This window comes from Streptomyces sp. KL116D (assembly GCF_030766975.1).
GTDB lineage: Bacteria > Actinomycetota > Actinomycetes > Streptomycetales > Streptomycetaceae > Streptomyces > Streptomyces longispororuber_A.
Map to the genome: position 1 here is coordinate 1 of NZ_JASERH010000108.1, position 17,799 is coordinate 17,799.

Sequence of the window (17,799 nt, forward strand, 5' to 3'; positions counted from 1 at the left end):
TAGCACTCAGCAGCTGATTCAACTGATTCAGCAGACAGATCCTGAGGCCAAGAGGTCGCCAGCAGGGTCGAGTCCGTGATCGGCGAGACCCTGTACGTAGCTGCACCATTGGCGGCCCTCCCCTTCCGACAGTCCTTGCCGCAGCCACGCAGCGGTGTTGCTCATGCAGCGTCAGTGGCACCGCACGGCACCCAAAATAGCTAAATAATTCGTCGTTTTCGGGGGGTGCCTCACGCGAGGCTCATCCCCTTGAGTAGGGTCGCTGCATGACCTCTACCGATAGCAGCCAAGGCAGCCACAATGCTCCGGCCAAGGACCCCTGGGACCTGCCCGATGTCTCCGGACTCGTCGTCGGCGTCCTCGGCGGTACGGGACCGCAGGGCAAGGGCCTCGCCTACCGCTTCGCCCGCGCGGGCCAGAAGGTGATCCTCGGCTCCCGTGCCGCCGAGCGCGCGCAGGCGGCGGCCGATGAACTCGGCCTGGGCATCGAGGGCGCCGACAACGCCGAGTGCGCCCGCCGCAGCGACATCGTGATCGTCGCCGTGCCGTGGGACGGCCACGGCGCCACCCTCGAAGCCCTCCGCGAGGACCTCGCCGGCAAGCTCGTCGTCGACTGCGTCAACCCGCTCGGCTTCGACAAGAAGGGCGCCTACGCCCTGAAGCCGGAAGAGGGCAGCGCGGCGGAACAGGCCGCGGCGCTGCTCCCGGACTCCCGGGTCACGGCCGCCTTCCACCACCTGTCGGCCGTCCTACTCTCCGACCCGGAGGTCGACGAGATCGACACCGACGTCATGGTTCTCGGCGAGGAGCGCGCCGACGCGGAGATCGTGCAGGCGCTCGCCGGGCGCATCGCGGGAATGCGCGGCATCTTCTCGGGCCGGCTCCGCAACGCCCACCAGGTCGAGTCCCTGGTCGCGAACCTCATCTCGGTGAACCGCCGCTACAAGGCGCACGCAGGCCTGCGCGTAACAGACGTATAGCCACGTACGGGGTACCTTCTGGCGCTCCGGGGTATGGGAGGACACTGGTCGGCATACCGCCTGTAGCGCCGCCCTCTGGAGCTGAACCCCATGCCCCGCAGCGCACCGCGCATGGAGCGAGCGCCTTCCTACCCTCGCCCAGGGCGACCAAGTCGCGCAGCTGAAAGCTGAGAACGACGGCCTCCCGGACCACTGCGCCCACCAGAGCGAGGCGGTTCAGAACCTGATTGAGTTCATCGTATCTCCCCCAGCCGGAGGAGATCACGCATCAACGCAACACACAGCAGATCCCCCAGCGGTCCTGACCGCGGAACCAACCAGGCATCAACTGTGTCGCGACATCGGCTCTTGATGCCTTCAACCTCGACCTGCAGGACCGCGTCAGGTTTCCACGCGGAAGCTCCGCACTCCTGACGGGGGGTGCCGTTCATGGACACGCTGGGATCTCGGCCGCTGCCCCGCACTACAACGCTCCAGAGGTCTGGAACCTCACTCCGTGCAGTGGTGCACCCCTCGGGGTGATGCGGTCACGGACGCGGCCGCATGTCATCACCGCATGGCATGACGAGAGGACGTCTAATCCGCCGGGGACACCGGCGAAATGGAGTCCAGTGCGAGACGGTGCGGCTTGGCCGCGATCGCCTCCATCACAAGGGTGGCAGCACGCTCGGCACGGTCAGCCGGCCGCACCGGGCCTGGTTCCCGTACCGCCGCGCACAGCATGTCGATGAGGAGCATCGTGTCGTCCGGGCGCAGATCCGCCCGGACATTGCCTGCATCCTGCGCACGCCGCAGGGCAGGGCCGACGATCGCCAGGAACCGCTCGGCGAGTTCTTGGCGGACCCCTTCGGGCGAGAACTCGTGGTAGTCGAAGAGTTCAACGAAGGCCCGGTCAGCGACTCGTGCGCGTACTACCTCGTGCAGCAGCAGACGGTACGCGTCATCCGGGTCCGGTGCGGTCGCGACCACTTCGGCGATCGCGTCCATGCGGTCATCGAAGATCGCCTCGACGAGGCTCTCCCGCGTAGGGAAGTGCCGATGTTGTGTGCCGCGCCCGACACCGGCTTCGCGGGCGATGAGTTCCATCGGGGCGTCGAATCCACGCTCGGCGAACACTCGGCGTGCCGCCTCCAGCAGAGCGTCGCGGTTACGGCGACCGTCGGAACGTGGACTTCTACGGGCACTGGTCATCGCCGTCCAGTCTAAGGGTCGGACTCACCCCTTACGCATCGGGCGTGGCTCGGCCTCAAAATGGCCACCGCCTCAAGCGATTAGCGTGCGCCCTCCGTCCAGCATCAGTGTGGCACCGGTGAGGTAGGAAAGGTCATCACTGACCAGGGCGGCGACGGATCGCCCTATGTCTTCTTCCGTCCGGCCAATGCGCCCCAGGGGGAACTGCCCGAGGAACTGCTCGGGGTCTTCCAGGCTGTGCAGGAATTCTTCAGCGGCGGGACTGTCCGCCGAGGGACAGATGGTGTTGACCCGGATTCCGAACGGACCCCATTCCTGAGATGCCACACGAGTCAGGCCGCGTATGGCCTCCTTGGCCATGGCATAGGCCCCGAAGCCGGGGGTGCCGTCGATCGCGAAGCTGGACCCCAGGTTCACGACACTCCCTCCCTGAAGTCGGAGGTGCGGTAAGGCAGCGACCATCGCGCGGAAGGCGGCCACGGGGCCCGTTCGAATGACCTCTTCGATGTCGTCGTCCGTCGTGTCGATCAACGGCGCATCAAAGGAGGACTGGGCGTTGTTGACCAGAATGTCCAGCCCATCGAGACCTTCTACGCAATGGGCAACCATCCGCTCGATGTCGGCTCGCACCCCGACATCGCCCGTGACCACGACCGCGCGCGCCCCGAGAGCGGACACTTCGTCCGCCACCTTCACCAGCTTGCTCTCGGTCCGGCCGGCGAGGGTAACCGATGCGCCTTCCCGAGCAAGAGCGAGGGCAATTCCGCGCCCCACGCCCTGACCCGCACCGGTGACCAGCGCACACTTGCCGTCAAGTCGCTTGTCGCTCAAGTGAACCTCCTAAGGAGAATCCGACGCAGGGCCGGACGAGTTCGGCGTATTGCACTCAGCAGCTCGGCCTCACACAGCGGCGAGAAGTCGTCCGTTCAACCAGCGACCCGGTTCAGTACCTCGCGCCCGACGATGGCTTGCTGGACCTCTGCTGACCCCTGAGTCACTTCGAAGAACTTGCTCTCTCTGAAGAGGCGTTCGACCACCATGTCCCGGGTCCATCCGTATGCGCCGCACACCTGGAGGGCGGAACTCGCCGCCTCGTGGGCAGTTCTCCCCGCCACCAGCCGGGCGGCCGCCGCTTCCGTCGTCACCGATTTACCCTCGTCGATCAGCAGAGCCGCCGTCTGCACCAGGGCCCGGGCCGCCAGTACATTTGACTGCATATCCGCCAAGTGACCCTGGATCGCGGAGAACTTCCGGCCGATGGATACACCCCGGTGCGTGCGCTCGAGTGCGTAGGAGGCTGCTTCGTCGAGCGCACGCTGGGCTATGCCTACGCAGATCGCGGCAGCCCGAATCTTGCCCCGCGCCTCGCCGGCGAGCATGACCTCAAATCCATTGTGCGGAGCCCCGACGACGTTCTCACCCGGAACACGCACACCGTCCAGGAACACTGGGCATGGCTCGCTGCCGCCCAGCCCGAGCACCTTCGCGGGGGCCCCCACCGACCAACCCGGAGTTCCGGCCTCGACCAGGAAAGCTCCCAGACGATCGCCAGGCGTACGGGCGAAGACGAGGGCTGCGGAGCAGACGCCCGCATACGAGATGAACTGCTTACTACCGTGGAGGATCCAGTCGCTTCCGTCGGGCTCCGCACGTGTCACCAGTTGACGTGGGTCCGATCCGGTCTGAGGTTCAGTGAAAGCCCAGGAAGCGATGGCCTCGCCGGAGACCAGCCCGGGCAGCCACGTTTTCTGCACCTGCGGGGTACCGAGACGGAGCAGGGTGTCGGCGACCTGGATCGTTGTTCCCGGATAGAGGGCGGCGATGGCTCCTGCACGACCGAGCTCTTCGATCGCAGCGATGAAGGCGGAAAAGGTTGCCTCCGCACCGCCCCATTCCTTGGGGAAGGGGAGCGCAAAGATCTCCAGATCCCGCAGGCGCTGCCACAACTCGCGGGAGAAGCTCTGCTCCTGGTCGACGGCCGCCACCAACGGCTCGATATGACGTCGAGCCTGGCTGCGCACCATCTCCCGGAAGCTGGCGACTTCAGCCGGCTGCGTCACGAACGGTCCTTTCGCGCTTGACTCTGCACTGCTGGGGACAACCCACCGCGCGCCCCACTTCTCTAAACAGCAAGCTAAGATCAATTATCTACCTCAATAAGGTAGTGAGCGCGGATCAGCGCCGTCAACAGCCGGACGCACAGGACTTTCGCGAGGCCCCTCCACCCGCTGAATGAATGACCTCGATGGCGACCCGCCTCTGGAGCTTCACATCGCGACTGACGCCGCCCCCTTGACCTGTTATGATCCATGCGTTATGGCTAATCATTTGGCGATTTCCAGCAGAGGAGTCTCGCAGTGGCCGAGTCGGCACGCGCAGCAGTACCAGTGACCTCCGAGTCCACACCTGCACGGGCGCGCGTGGGACGGCAGGTACGCGTCCCGAAGACAGCCGAACTGGTCGCGGGCAATCTGCGCCGCCAGATCGTCCGCGGCGAGCTTGCACCGGGCGACGCGCTTCCGTCGGAGTCGCGCTTGATGGAGGAATTCGGCATCTCGCGGCCCACGCTCCGCGAAGCCTTCCGCGTGCTGGAGTCCGAGTCGCTCATCAGCGTGCGCCGCGGTGCACACGGCGGCGCCCGGGTGACCGAACCGGAGGCGGACGTAGCAGCCCGCTATGCAGGACTCATCCTGGAATACCGCGGCGCCACTCTCGGTGACTTGTACCGCGCCGCCGCCATGATCGAACCTGCGTGCGTACGTCAACTCGCCGCCAAGCCGAGCGCCACAGCGGTCAAGCGTCTGCGTGACGCCGCTGAGGCAGAGAAGGCTGTGCTGGACGATCCTCTGGCCCTCGTGGATGCACAGGACGAATTCCACGCCTTGCTCGTCGAACTCACCGGCAACCAGACCCTCATCCTGCTGTGCGGCATCCTGCGGTACATCGTTGACCGCGCCAACGCCTCCCACGTCGAGGCCTCCGCGGGTTCCGAGGAGCACAAGGCCCAGGCACTCAAGGGCCACCGAGCACACCTGCGCCTTGTGAAGCTCATCGAAGCAGGTAAGGCCGACGAGGCCGAGAAGCTGTGGCACCGACACCTGACCAGCGCGGACGACGTCGTCAACTCAGCAGGTGCCAAGACCGTGCTGGAGCTGATCGACTAAGCAGAGCACCGTCGCACCGTTCATTAGGGGCGGTGCGCTGCACCAGTCTCGTCGCACGCGCCTGCGGTACTTCGATTCCTCGATCGGGAGGGACCGATCCGTCGCCCCCGCCATCATCGGCTTCGGCCCGACCGGCAACTCAGCTGTCCTCCCCAAGGCTGCGACGCAGCAACTTGCCGTTCGGGTTCCTCGGCAGGGAGTCAACCGTGTGCCAACGAACGGGGACCTTGAAGCCGGACAGCTGCTCACGCACGTAGGTACGCAGCTTGTCGGAATCGGGAACGGTACCGGGGCGCGCTGGAACGATGAAGGCGACCACCGTTTGACCGAGCCGGGCGTCCGGGACACCGACGACGGCCGCGTCGGCGACGTCCGGATGGGAGATGATGACGGTCTCCACCTCCAACGGATGAACGTTCTCCCCGCCACGGATGATCATGTCGTGCTTGCGGCCGAGGAGATACAGGTAGCCGTCAGAGGCGATGCGTCCCAGATCACCCGTGGCCAGCCATCCGTCGTCGTCGACAGCGAAGAGATGGTCGCCGCGGGCGTGCACCTCGCCTGCCCCGTCGGGCCCGGGCTCGCGGATCTGCAGCTCGACTCCCGGGGCAGCCCGTCCCACAGACCCGAGCAGTTCCGGCCGGCCTGCTACGGCCTCCTGGTGCTCCTCCGGCGTGAGGACGCTGACCGGTGATCCCTCGGTCTGGCCGAACATATTGAGCATGCGCACTCCGGGCATCGCCTGGTAGATCCGACTCAGAGTGGCAGCGCGGATGGGAGCACCTCCGTACTGGAGCACACGCAGGCTCTCCTGGTGGGCCTCGCCCGAGGCGAGAAGCATCTCCAACATCGCAGGGACCATGCTCGTGTGAGTGATCCCCCACTCACGCAGCAGGCGCCAGCCGTCGACAGTGAAGCTCGGCACCCCTGTGATCAGCGCACCGGCGGCAAGCGCTACCGACATGTTGCCCAGTCCCGCGATGTGGTGAAAGGGCGCGCTGCCTCCGTAGAAGCTCTCGGGGTCCAAAGCGCACAGCGCGCCGTTCACCCTGGCCCGCGCCGCCAAACGCCACTGACACATGGGAACGGGCTTCGGCAGACCTGTGGTGCCGGAGGTATGGAGGACTATGGCGATGTCATCCGGCTCAGACCGGGGGAACCAGGACCGCGGGGTCAGGGGCGGCACCACGGCTGTCCTGCACCCGGCGAGTTCCGCCACATCCCGGGCGAGTTCGGCGAACTCGGACTGGGCCACCAGTACCGGCGAGCAGGTCGCGACCACAACGGCCGCGAGCTCCTTGGGGGTCATCCGTACACCGAGAGGCGCGATGGGATGCCCGGAGCCCGCACCGCCGATCACCAGGGCCAGAGCGTCGGCGGAACTGGCGACGAGCGCCGGCAGCGCCAGGCCTGGGGTGTGGCCGAGGGATTCGAGCCAGGCAGCGGCACCTCCGGCCCGGTCCAGAAGTTCGTGTCCGCTCCATTCGAGGTCCCCGAACCGGACAGCGGGGCGGGAGTGGTTGCAGGCAGCCGCGACGAGAGCGGACCAGGTGGCCGTCGCCCGCTCCGTCCGTCCGGCGCCTATCGGCGCACTCAAGGCTCCAGCCGGTCGGTCGCAGTGCCCGTTTTCCAAGGGAATCTCTGCCCTGTCATGCTCGATGTCCTCCTCGACATGAGGCCCTCGACCGCTGGAGGAGCACGGCGTCACTTTCGGCGCCTCCTGCTCGCGCGGGCGACGCTAGGAACCGGGGCTCTCGACTTCGCGGTGAAACCAGCTGCGCCCTTCGCGGAGGGCGAGACTCATCCCGACGTCTCGCGTCCGTACAGAGCGCCACGGACAGACGATACAGGCATATAATTTATCTATCTAGAGTGCGGGCTCGCGAGTCTGATCAAGTTGCAAGCCAACAGGGCTCGTTGAAGGCTACCGGTTCCGGGTCACTCCCCGAGCGGGCGGAACTCCTCGTTCCCCCACCACGGATACACCGCGGGCATGTCACCGGACACCCGACCCGGGAACCGCGGCGGGCGCTTCTCAAGGAAGGATGCCACCCCCTCGACCGGGTCCGGGCCGCCACCGATCTGCCCCATGATCCGGGAGTCCAACCGGTGAGCCTCCATCGGGTGCCCCTCCCCCAGCATCCGCCACATCATCTGCCGGGAGAGCGCGACAGAGACGGCGGAGGTGTTGTCGGCGATCTCCCGGGCGATCGCGTACGCGGCCGGAAGCAGTTCATCAGGCGGATGCACCGACCTGACAAGACCCGAGGCCAGGGCCTCTTCTGGGCCGATGAGGCGCCCGGTCGCCACCCACTCCATCGCGTACTGCATCCCCACCGCACGCGGCAAGAACCAACTCGCCGCGGACTCGGGAACGATGCCGCGACGGGCAAAGACATAACCGAACTTGGCCTCCTCCGAGGCGAGCCTGATGTCCATGGGCAGCGTCATGCTGGCACCGACGCCCACTGCGGCACCGTTGACCGCGGCGATGACGGGCTTGGTGCACGCGTACACCCGCAGGGCTACCCTGCCTCCGGAATCCCGGTGCGCGGCACCGGACTTGCCGTGGTCGAAGGCCTTCCCGCCCCTGGTGACGTCCGCGCCGGCACAGAAGCCCCGACCCGCGCCGGTCACCACCACGACCCGGATCTCGTCCTCCGCGTCGGCGTAGTCGAAGACATCCAGCAGGTCCTGCATGACCTGGAGGTTAAAGGCATTGAGCTTCTCGGGGCGGTTGAGCGTGACCGTGAGGACGCGCTCCTCCAGCCCGACAAGCAGCGTCTCGTAATCTCGGTGGACCACGCCCGGCCTCCATCCCCTCATCGACAGTAGCGGTTCCCTACCGTTGATTCAGTTATACCATTAAGCTTTAACGTCACATTCGGATGGCGCCCGCACCCCTGACCGCCCCCGCCCGTCCATTCCCGAGCCGTCGAACGTCAGGAGCCCCAGATGGCCGATGCAGTGCTCGTCGACTTCCGCGACGAAGGGATCACCGTCATCACCCTCAACCGCCCCGAGGTCCGCAACGCAATCAACAGCGCGGTGCTGGAGGGAATGACAACTGCCCTCAAGGAGGTGGACCGCAGGGAGGACCAGCGGGTCGGCATCATCACCGGGGCGGGCGGCACCTTCTGCTCGGGAATGGACCTCAAGGCCTTCGCCACCGAAGGCCAGCCCTTCAGCAAGGACCAAAAGCTGGAAGGGCTGACGCGGTCTCCGTCACAGAAGCCGCTGATCGCCGCCGTCGAGGGATACGCACTGGCAGGCGGCTGCGAAATCATGCTGGCCTGCGACATGGTCGTGGCGGCACAGAACGCCGAGTTCGGCATTCCCGAAGTCAAGCGCGGCCTGATCGCGGCAGCCGGCGGGCTACTGCGCCTGCCCCAGACGATCCCCCGCAGCGTAGCCATCGAACTGGCCCTCACGGGCGCCCGTCTGGATGCTCAACGAGCCCACATGTACGGCCTGGTAAACCGGCTCACCAAAGAGGGTCATGCGCTGGAAGGCGCCTTACGACTGGCACGGGACATCGCCGCCAACGCCCCGCTGGCCGTCCACGCCACGAAGCACATCCTCACCGAGGCCTCGACCTGGCCCGCCGAGGAGACCTGGCAGCGGATGCTCGCCGCATCGGGCCGGATCCTCTCCTCCGAGGACGCCAGGGAGGGTTCCCTTGCCTTCACACAGAAGCGCGCACCCCGCTGGCGCGGCCGGTGACGGCACATGAAGGCGGCAACTATGCACGGGAAACCTCGTATAACAGGTAACTGCACTACCAAGACGAATCATTTGACTATATAACCTTGGTCGAAATGAGGGCGCACTCGCGGGGTCCGCCATGTCCGTCGACAGGACAGTGCAGACCTCAGTCGACGGGGCGCCGAAGGGGTAGAGCTCGACAGCAGGACTCACAAGTGACACAAAGACGGCACCGCCCAGTAGCTGTCCGAATGCCCACGAGACTCGAGTCAGCAGGTGACTTTTCGATGAGCAACACCATCAGCGAACCACCACTCGAACTGCTCCCGGAGCCGGTTCTGCGCATCGGCGACACACGTGTCAACGGCACTGAGGGAGGCGACTATCAGCACACCTACGCCGCGACCGGCCGCCCGACGGCCACCGTGCCACTGGCCGGTGCAGCCGAGATTGAACAGGCGGTGCGTGCGGCGCGCGCGGCGCTGCCAGGCTGGCGTGCCACCCCGGCGGACCGGCGAAGGGACGCCTTGGCCGCGGTGTCCCGTCTGATTACCGAGCACACAGACCGACTCAGCCGGATCAATGTGATCGACAATGGAACTCCGTTGACGGTCGCATTGGCACAGGGCGGCATGGCGGCCGATCTCTTCGCCTACAACGCGGGGTGGGCGGACAAGGGGGGCGGCGAGGTCCACGAGACGTGGCCGATACCGGCGCTGGACTACAGCCTCGAGGAACCCTACGGCGTGATCGGAGTGATCATTCCGTGGAACGGACCCATCACCGCACTCGGGCAGGTACTGGCGCCTGCGTTGGCGGCGGGCAACTGTGTTGTCGTCAAGCCTCCGGAACTTGCCCCGTTCAGCGCGCTGGCGATGGCCGAGCTGTTCGACGAGGCGGGTATTCCCCCAGGGGTCGTGTCCGTGCTGCCGGGTGGCCCCGAGGCCGGGGAGGCCCTCGTGCGCAATCCCGGCGTGGACAAGATCCACTTCACCGGGAGCGCTGCCGTGGCCCGCCGGATCGCCTCGGCGGCGAGCGAGCGACTGGTACCGCTGGGGTTCGAGCTGGGCGGGAAATCGGCTGTGATCGTGTTCGACGACGCGGACATCGACACCGCCATCCAGAGCGCCTTGGCCGGTATCAGCGTGAACCTCTCCGGACAAGGATGCATCAACGGAACACGGACCCTGGTTCAGCGGGGTCTCTACGACGACTTCCAAGCCGGCCTCACCGAAGCCGTCGGCAGCATCACCATAGGCGACCCCATGGATGCGCGTACGACGATGGGACCGGTGATCAGCGAGCTGGCCTGCGAGCGCATCCTCGGCGTTATCGACACCGCGGTCACACAGAAGCATGGCCGCCTTGTGGCAGGCGGCTCGCGTCTGGGCAATGGTCTTGAGGACGGCTACTTCATCGCTCCGACCGTCTTCGCCGACGTCGATCCCCAGTCCTCGCTCGCACAGGAGGAGATCTTCGGACCAGTCCAGTCCCTCATCCCGTTCGACAGCGAAGATGACGCCGTGCGTCTCGCCAATGAGACCGCTTACGGGTTGGCCGGCTACATCCACACCCGCGACCTGGGCCGGTGTCACCGCCTGGCGGCATCGCTGGAGGTCGGCGACATCTGGGTCAACGGCGGCTTCGGCATTCCCGCCTCCGTTCCTTTCGGCGGTGTGAAGTCAAGCGGATACGGCCGTATTGGCGGCCGTCACGGCATCAGGGAATTCATGCGGCCGAAGAACGTCTGGATAGCACTCTAAAGGGAGCAAAAAATGCAGAGGTTCAGCGAAAAAGTCGTCTTCGTCACCGGTGCGGGCAAGGGGCAGGGGCGGTCGCACGCCCTACGTTTCGCCGAGGAGGGCGCGGACATCATCGCCACCGACCTCGCCACGCCCTACCCCGAAAGGGTGCGCTACCAGGCCGCCACTCTTGACGACCTTCAGGAGACCCGGGAACTGGTGCAGAAGGCTGGACGCAAGTGCGTGGCGGTTCAGGCTGATGTTCGTGACCGTTCGGCTCTCCAGGCCGCCGTCAACCGCGGCGTTGAGGAGTTGGGCCGCCTCGACATCGTGGTGGCCAACGCTGGTGTCATCACCTTTCACGAGTCATCGCTGGACATCAGCGACGACGTGTACGACCTGATCATCGACACCAACCTCCGTGGTGTGTGGAACACCATCCAGGTCACGGCCCCCCTCCTCAAGCGCAATCCGCACGGCGGGTCGATCGTCATCACGTCGTCGGCCGCCGGGCTGCGAGGGCAGACGCACTACGCGCACTACGCCGCGGCCAAGACCGGAGTCGTCGGGTTGATGCGCGCGTTCTCCAACGAACTGGCCGAGTACCGGATCCGTGTCAACACGGTGCACCCGACCGGGGTCGCCAGCCCGGGTATGGGATCGAGCACCGACACCCCGGAACTCTTCGCCCAGAGCCGGACCTTCCCGCTCAATGCCATGAACATGCTGCCCGACCTCGACAGCGCCCCGGGCACTGAGTACAGCCCCGTTCCGGTCCTGCGGGTAAGCGAAATCTCGGGCACCGTCCTCTTCCTGGCCTCGGACGAAGCCCGGTACATCACCGGCGTCTCACTCCCGGTCGACGCCGGGAACACCAGCAAGCCCTGAACAGTCAAGGAGGCGCGATGTCCAACGAACCGGCCGGAACAGTGCCCGACGCCCCGTTCGACCACCACTCGCCTCTCTACGCGGACACCTGGCCTGACCTCACTACCCGGATGCGTGAGGCCTGCCCGGTCACCCGGACCGAGGCGTGGGGCGGGTACTACGCCGTCACCACCTACGACGAGGTCCGTCGCGTACTCGGCGACGACGGGACGTTCTCCAGCCGCCGGCAGATCCCCGGCGTCACCGAACCCGGTTGTCCCGCCGGGATCGTGATCCCGCCCTCCCCCGAGGAGAGCGTCCCGATCGAGTACGACCCGCCGGAGAACAGGCCGTACCGCAAGCTGATCGACCCGTTCTTCTCTCCCAAGGCCTCCAGGGCATGGGGCCCGTTCGTCCAGCGGGTCGTCACCGAATGCATCGACGGGTTCATAGCGAGCGGACGCGGTGACTTCATTCTCGACATCGCCAATCCGGTACCAGCAATCCTGACCTGCGCGATGGTCGGCCTGCCCACCGAGGACTGGCGCCCGTACGCCGAACCATTGCATGCGATCGTCTACGAACCGCCCGGGACACCGGACTTCGAGCGCGTCGTCGAACAGATGCAGACGATGCTGGCCAAGGTCATGGGCACTGTCGCGGAGCGGCGTGCCGAGCCGAGAGACGATCTGATCACTTGGCTGACTCAGGCGGTGGTGAACGGCGCACCGCTCGACGACGACGAGATCCGCAGCATGCTGCTTCTGCTGCTGTCGGGGGGTGTGGACACCACCACCTCACTGATGGGCAATGCCATCCACTGGCTGGGCAGGAATCCGGAGAAGCGCGACTGGCTGCGTGCGGACCTGTCGCGCATACCGCAGGCCCGGGAGGAGTTCCTCCGGTATTTCACACCTACCCAGGGCCTTGCCCGTACGACCACCGTAGCGTCGGACATCGCAGGGTGTGCCCATGCATCCGGGAGATCGGGTGTTCATGTCGCGTTTGCCGCCGCCAACCGGGACCCCTGCCGCGTTCTAGCCGGACGCCGTGGTACTGGACCGGTCTCGAATCGGCACGTCGCGTTCGGCCTGGGCGTGCACCGATGCATCGGCTCCCACATCGCGAGGATCGAGTTCGACATCGTGCTGCGGGAGGTGCTCACCCGATGCCGGACTACGTCGTCGACGAAGAGAACGCCAAGCTGGGTACGACACGATCGGCATCGTCAACGGCTGGGAGACCATGCCCATCTCGTTCACGCCCGGCCCGCGGTCGGCCGATTCGACGCCGGCCTGCAGAGGTGGACGACATGCAGGTGCACGTGGACACGAGCCGCTGCCAGGGGCACGCACTGTGCGCGATGACAGCTCCGGAATTGTTTGACCTGAATGACGACGACGGCCACGCCACCGCTGTGGTCGGCACCGTCAGCACGGAACTCGAAGCCGAAGCCCGGACCGCCGAAGCCGGTTGTCCCGAACGAGCAGCGATCATCACGGCGGCAGGAAGCGACTCCAGCTGAGAGCCGGCCACTGCTCACCGGGCCTTGAGAGATCCGGTGAGCAGTGGGGCAGAGAATCTGAAGGGATTCTAGAACTCGCCCGTTGCCGTAGGGACGATCGCGGCGCTCGTGCGCGTCGCGTCTACATGCCTGCGCCTCACGGCCTGCGGAGGACAGTTTCGCGTCCTCGGACCAGCGTTCAGGTTCCGAACTCTCGCTGGCAGTGGGCTTCAGTTCTCGTGCCCGCCCTGGTCGGCCGGCTTGCATGCTCTCGGCCAGCGGTGCGCCACGCGTGAGAGGTGCACAACGCCGGTCCCGTGGCATGCGTGCCGGTACCCGAGCCACTGGTCAGGCAGCGCCGGACAGCTCCAAGCCGTTGTCACGAGAAACTTCTTGCGCGTCTCTTCCCAAGTCCTTCAACCTTGGCGTAGAAGTCCGCCGGCTCGCGCAGGCCTTCGGCATGCGGCCAATCGACCCCATCACCAAGCAGTCCACGCTGAGCCGCGAGACGGGGTCGACGGTGTCGTCCTCCGGGTAGGGGACCACGCGTCACGTGCTTCTTAAAGATCGTGCTCGGACGCTCCGCCAGCTGACCGCCCAGCCACTGCCCGTTGCGCGCCATGCCGCGACTCTTGTCCATGTGACGGATGAAGTGCGGCACCCACTCGGCACCGTACTCACCGACCAGCACGCGGATGTTCGGGTAGCGACCAAACAGGTTGTCGAAGATTAGCGCCGACAACGTGTCGGTGATCGGGCGCTCACCATAGGTGTTCTGCCACTGCCACGCCGAGAACTGGAACGGCGGCACCAGACCCCAGCCCCAGTGCGAGGCCACGTTCTCCTGGTAGTGGTACTCGGTGATGTGGAAGGCGACCACCGCACGCGCCTCGTTGACCCGCGCCCAGAACGGGTCGAAGTACGGGTCGCCTGGCGATCGGCCGTTGACCGGCCCGGGCGGCAGCATGATGAACCGGCACCTGCAGCCAGCACGCGGTCGGGCTCGCTCACGGCGCGGTCAGGGTGTCCAGCGACAGCAGGGCCGGTGCATGGATGCGGTCCTGGGTGTTGAAGCCCCAGTCCTCGTCGATCCAGCGGTTGAACGAGGTCAGGTTGTCGTGAGAGCACGTCACCGCGCAGGTACGCCCAGGCAAACAGACCCCAACCTCCGGGGTACATGATCGACTTTTCGATCTGCTGCTCGGTGAGCTGAATGAGCCTCGCATTCTTGTCCCGGTACTCCTTCTGGATCGGCTCATAGAACCGCTCGGGGTCGCTCCCCGGAGGCACGCGCGCGCGGCGTCTCGACCAGCGAGCCGGGCACATACGCCTGGTCGAGGTCGTTCTCCAGCGCGGTGACGATCCGGTCGTTCGCCAGGAGGATCTTGCGTTTCCCGTCCGCCGCCATGATCGGCCGCACCGCGGTGTCGAGGCGATCCCTGGGCGCATGAACCTGGTGAAGCAGTCGTCCGCAGCTCTCGACGAGTGCTGGTCGAGAGTCCAGCAGCTTGTAGGGCAGTTCCCCGATCGAGTTCTCGATCAGCGCCATAGTCCGAGGTCCTTCTCGCAGGCCCTTCCATGCCGCTCTCGGAATCGTAGCGGCAGAAATAATCAGAGAGTCTCTCATCTTGAAGGATGCTTTCAGAGTGCCATACAGCTGGACCGACAGCAACGCCCGCTCGCACACCAACATGTGCTCAACTCGCCTCGCGGACACCGGAGAAGCGGCCAGGGATGCCGCCCACCGGGGCTCCCATGACGTACAGCAATCAGTTAAATGATATGCCTAGGGAAGGGGATATCGCGGAGCGCGTCGGCAATCGACGCCGCCGACGAGAAGAGGAGCGCGAATGAGCCATGCAAACAGAACGCCGCCCCGCGCAGAGGGACTTCGGGTGGCAGGCCACGGTCAGCGCCTTCCAACCGACGCTGAGGACGCGGGTGTCCGGCCGCTCCTGCTTCGGCGTGCCGCCGGAGCAGCTGTAGCGCTGTGGGGCGGCTTCCGCGACGAGACGGCGAGATCTGCTCGCGCATGCGTCGCATCCCCGCAGGACTGCCCACCGATGGGCCCGACACCCGCCGCCGACTGTTCCTGCTCACCACCGCAGGCCCGAAGACTGGCATGCACCTGCGACGAGCGGGGCGCGGATCGGTTCGACGATGCGTTTCTACCAAGACACTCGAAGAGGACGGCCGCGTCCACTGGCGCAGCGACCCGAACGCGACCGCGAACCCCTGTCCACGTCACCTGGACCCCGCGCGAGTGCGGTTGGTTCGAAAAGGGCGTCATGGATGTCCACGGCACGCTCCTTCGAGCCCGGCGTGCACTGGTATCTGCCGGGACATGCGCGACGCCGGCGTAGCTGCACTGCGTCGCCAGCATCTTCCTCGCTTGGAAGAGCACGGTCCTCGGCAAGCAGGTACGTGGCCTGAGAAGTCGGTTTCGACCCCATCTACATGCTCGAAGGCGGCGAGGTCTACAAGACCAAGAGTTTACGCCTTGGTCCAGGAGAGAGCTCGAACTCGTCTGGTACACCTGGGCCACCGTCTACAAGGACGGCTCGCTCGACGCCGGCCGCACTTCACTCTCGGCAGCGACCACTTCGGCTTCGCCATCCTCACCGACAAGGACGGCAACGTCCGCTTCACCAGCGACGTCAGCGGCAGGTCGACTTCGGCGAGAACGGCTACTGGCAGGAACACATCTCGGCGTACTCCGCCTTCGGCGAGGAGTGGGAGGTCGTACGAGCCCCGCGGCCGAATGGTCGGCCTCGGCAAACTTCCCAACCCGCAGGTCGAAGGCCGCTGGCGACGCGTCGGCGATCACGCCGCGAGGCACCGATGTGTGTGTGGTTCGCCTGGAGGCGAGCCGCGGGCACGGTAATCGCCCGGTGAGACCGCCTTGCCGGCGCCGGCGAGAGCGACTCAGCGTCGAGACCGAGAAGTTCTGACGTCGCGCGAACGCCGCTGCGCGAGCCACCGGCCGGGTCCACCGACCTGCCATCGCCAAGGCGGTTTCCCCGACGCCGACAACTGTCAACCATGCAAGCCCTCGACAAATACTAGACCATGGTGGTCCATTTAGATGCGGTAAGGTCCCACCTCTATGCGATCCCACCCCGCCGGGCGCGCACCACCCGTACGGGAGCACCCGCAGATTTCGATGGAGAGATCAGATGAAGCCGGTCCCGAACCAGTCCCCCATGCCCACCACAGACATCACCGGTTGGTTCCAGGTCGCCTGGTCCGCCGAGAGTCGCCGTGGGCGAAGTGAGCCCATGCACTACTTCGACGTGAGGAAATGATCGCCTGGCGCGACAACGACGGCGTGGTCCATGTCCAGAACGCCTTCTGTCAGCACTCGGCGCGCACCTCGACACGGCGGCACCGTCACGGAGGACAACTGCATCCAGTGCCCGTTCCACGGCTGGCGCTGGGATGCCGACGGCCGCAACAAGCTCATCCCGTACCAGGCCGACCGGCCCAACAAGGTCCGCCGTGATCCAGGTCCGGCACGTCCGGGAACAGAACGAGTGCATCTTCATCTGGAACGACGCACTCGGCCGCGATCCACTGTTCGACATCCCGGACATCTTCGGTGGGATGTACGACGAGAACAGCACCGCGGACGATTACTACCGCGCGTACCCGAAGGCACGATGCTCCGCTCCGAGATCAACCTGCACCCACAGTGGGTCATGGAGAACGGCGTCGACTTCGCCCACTTCCAGTACGTCCACAAGGCGGGCAGCCTGCCGAAGCTCGTCCGCCAGGAATTCCGTGCGTACGACTCCGTCACCGAGGTCGAGATGACCTTCGGCGAAGGTAAGGCCCCGACGGCACTTACCCCGAACGGCGCGATCAAGGGCGGGGTCCGCTCGCGCTCGATCGGACTCGGCATCGGTTCGGCGCTGTTCTGGGGCGCCGACACCATGCGCACCTGGGTCTGCGTGACGCCGGTTGACGCCACCCATGCCACCCTGCGGTCCACGGTATGGCTGCCCAAGCGCGACCCCTCTGACGGTCCCGTCGTGCCCGAGAAGCTCGTGAAGCGCATGGGCATGGCGAACCGTCAGGTGGAGCGGGACTTGCAGATCTGGCAGAACCAGATCTACCTCGACCCGCCCGCGCTCGCCTCAATGGAGAGCAAGGGCTACCGCCAGCTTCGCTCCTGGTCGAAGCGCTTCTACCCGCTCGACCACCCGAGCGAGGACCAGAAGGCCATTGAGCAGGCACAGGGCGAGCGCGTCAAGAAGGTCGTCGGCGAGTCCGAGGAGAGCGTGCTACTCCCGCCTGACGACGCACGGAGCCCCTGACAAACGGGAGCAGAAGTCCACGACGACGCCCCCGCACCGGTTACCGGTGCGGGGGCGTCGTCGTGTGTGCCCACCCCTGAGACAACGATCACTGCGGGCCCCAGCTCCGAACTCTCGCACAGACACTTGTCCCTCTATCCGCTATATGATTCGGTTCATTGTCCGATGCTTAAGCATGCTCGGACGAGGAGTGAACCGACGCCGACCGATCGGTGACGCGAATCGCACCAGCGATCGCCTTGGGACATCCGGCCGACTACGTCAACCGCAAGGCCCACAGCTACAGACGCGGCGAAGGACCGGCCAGCCCCACGGAGCCCTCGTCCACCC

At 65.9% G+C, this 17,799-nt stretch carries 16 protein-coding genes; 8 read left to right on the forward strand and 8 right to left on the reverse strand.

Annotated features, from left to right (window positions below; genetic code table 11):
• Positions 1–266 precede the first annotated feature (266 nt).
• On the forward strand, positions 267–980 hold the full coding sequence (gene npdG / locus RBJ77_RS41515) for an NADPH-dependent F420 reductase (protein WP_372349711.1): 714 nt from the start codon (positions 267–269) through the stop codon (positions 978–980).
• A gap of 576 nt (positions 981–1,556) precedes the next feature.
• Here npdG and RBJ77_RS41520 read toward each other — a convergent pair.
• The 3 genes from RBJ77_RS41520 to RBJ77_RS41530 all read right to left on the reverse strand — a co-directional run bounded on the left by RBJ77_RS41520 (position 1,557) and on the right by RBJ77_RS41530 (position 4,231).
• Positions 1,557–2,171 carry a TetR/AcrR family transcriptional regulator gene (locus RBJ77_RS41520; protein ID WP_372349712.1) on the reverse strand — a complete coding sequence of 205 codons (615 nt, stop codon included), beginning with the start codon at positions 2,169–2,171 and terminating at the stop codon, positions 1,557–1,559.
• A 72-nt stretch (positions 2,172–2,243) separates the two neighbouring features.
• Positions 2,244–3,002 carry an SDR family NAD(P)-dependent oxidoreductase gene (locus RBJ77_RS41525; RefSeq protein ID WP_372349713.1) on the reverse strand — a complete coding sequence of 253 codons (759 nt, stop codon included), beginning with the start codon at positions 3,000–3,002 and terminating at the stop codon, positions 2,244–2,246.
• Between the two features lie 95 nt (positions 3,003–3,097).
• Complete coding sequence (locus tag RBJ77_RS41530) at positions 3,098–4,231, reverse strand: acyl-CoA dehydrogenase family protein (RefSeq protein ID WP_372349714.1); 1,134 nt, start codon at positions 4,229–4,231, stop codon at positions 3,098–3,100.
• A gap of 327 nt (positions 4,232–4,558) precedes the next feature.
• Between RBJ77_RS41530 and RBJ77_RS41535 the strand changes: the two genes are divergently transcribed.
• Entirely contained in the window at positions 4,559–5,335 is a 777-nt protein-coding gene (locus RBJ77_RS41535; RefSeq protein ID WP_372349715.1) for a FadR/GntR family transcriptional regulator, read from the forward strand.
• A gap of 139 nt (positions 5,336–5,474) precedes the next feature.
• Here RBJ77_RS41535 and RBJ77_RS41540 read toward each other — a convergent pair whose 3' ends face one another.
• On the reverse strand, positions 5,475–6,932 hold the full coding sequence (locus RBJ77_RS41540; protein WP_372349716.1) for a class I adenylate-forming enzyme family protein: 1,458 nt from the start codon (positions 6,930–6,932) through the stop codon (positions 5,475–5,477).
• 341 nt (positions 6,933–7,273) lie between these two features.
• Complete coding sequence (locus RBJ77_RS41545) at positions 7,274–8,140, reverse strand: crotonase/enoyl-CoA hydratase family protein (RefSeq protein ID WP_372349717.1); 867 nt, start codon at positions 8,138–8,140, stop codon at positions 7,274–7,276.
• Positions 8,141–8,290: 150 nt separating this feature from the next.
• Here RBJ77_RS41545 and RBJ77_RS41550 point away from each other — a divergent pair, with 150 nt between their 5' ends.
• The 5 genes from RBJ77_RS41550 to RBJ77_RS41570 all read left to right on the forward strand — a co-directional run bounded on the left by RBJ77_RS41550 (position 8,291) and on the right by RBJ77_RS41570 (position 13,174).
• A complete protein-coding gene (locus tag RBJ77_RS41550) occupies positions 8,291–9,058 on the forward strand; it encodes a crotonase/enoyl-CoA hydratase family protein (protein ID WP_372349718.1) in 768 nt (255 codons plus the stop codon).
• A 269-nt stretch (positions 9,059–9,327) separates the two neighbouring features.
• Entirely contained in the window at positions 9,328–10,803 is a 1,476-nt protein-coding gene (locus RBJ77_RS41555) for an aldehyde dehydrogenase (RefSeq protein ID WP_372349719.1), read from the forward strand.
• Between the two features lie 12 nt (positions 10,804–10,815).
• A complete protein-coding gene (locus RBJ77_RS41560; protein WP_372349720.1) occupies positions 10,816–11,670 on the forward strand; it encodes a mycofactocin-coupled SDR family oxidoreductase in 855 nt (284 codons plus the stop codon).
• 41 nt (positions 11,671–11,711) lie between these two features.
• Complete coding sequence (locus RBJ77_RS41565) at positions 11,712–13,016, forward strand: cytochrome P450 (RefSeq protein ID WP_372349721.1); 1,305 nt, start codon at positions 11,712–11,714, stop codon at positions 13,014–13,016.
• Entirely contained in the window at positions 13,013–13,174 is a 162-nt protein-coding gene (locus RBJ77_RS41570; RefSeq protein WP_372349722.1) for a ferredoxin, read from the forward strand. The genes RBJ77_RS41565 and RBJ77_RS41570 overlap by 4 nt, the downstream gene beginning before the upstream one ends.
• 358 nt (positions 13,175–13,532) lie before the next feature.
• Here RBJ77_RS41570 and RBJ77_RS41575 read toward each other — a convergent pair whose 3' ends face one another.
• The 3 genes from RBJ77_RS41575 to RBJ77_RS41585 all read right to left on the reverse strand — a co-directional run bounded on the left by RBJ77_RS41575 (position 13,533) and on the right by RBJ77_RS41585 (position 14,702).
• Positions 13,533–14,120, reverse strand: a complete 588-nt coding sequence (locus RBJ77_RS41575; protein WP_372349723.1) for an amidohydrolase family protein — start codon at positions 14,118–14,120, stop codon at positions 13,533–13,535.
• 40 nt (positions 14,121–14,160) lie between these two features.
• Positions 14,161–14,286 (reverse strand): hypothetical protein, encoded by a 126-nt coding sequence (locus tag RBJ77_RS41580; RefSeq protein ID WP_372349724.1) that lies wholly within the window; start codon positions 14,284–14,286, stop codon positions 14,161–14,163.
• Positions 14,287–14,408: 122 nt separating this feature from the next.
• Positions 14,409–14,702, reverse strand: a complete 294-nt coding sequence (locus tag RBJ77_RS41585; RefSeq protein WP_372349725.1) for a hypothetical protein — start codon at positions 14,700–14,702, stop codon at positions 14,409–14,411.
• Between the two features lie 1,786 nt (positions 14,703–16,488).
• Here RBJ77_RS41585 and RBJ77_RS41590 point away from each other — a divergent pair.
• On the forward strand, positions 16,489–17,469 hold the full coding sequence (locus RBJ77_RS41590; protein ID WP_372349726.1) for a Rieske 2Fe-2S domain-containing protein: 981 nt from the start codon (positions 16,489–16,491) through the stop codon (positions 17,467–17,469).
• The last annotated feature ends 330 nt before the right edge of the window (positions 17,470–17,799 follow it).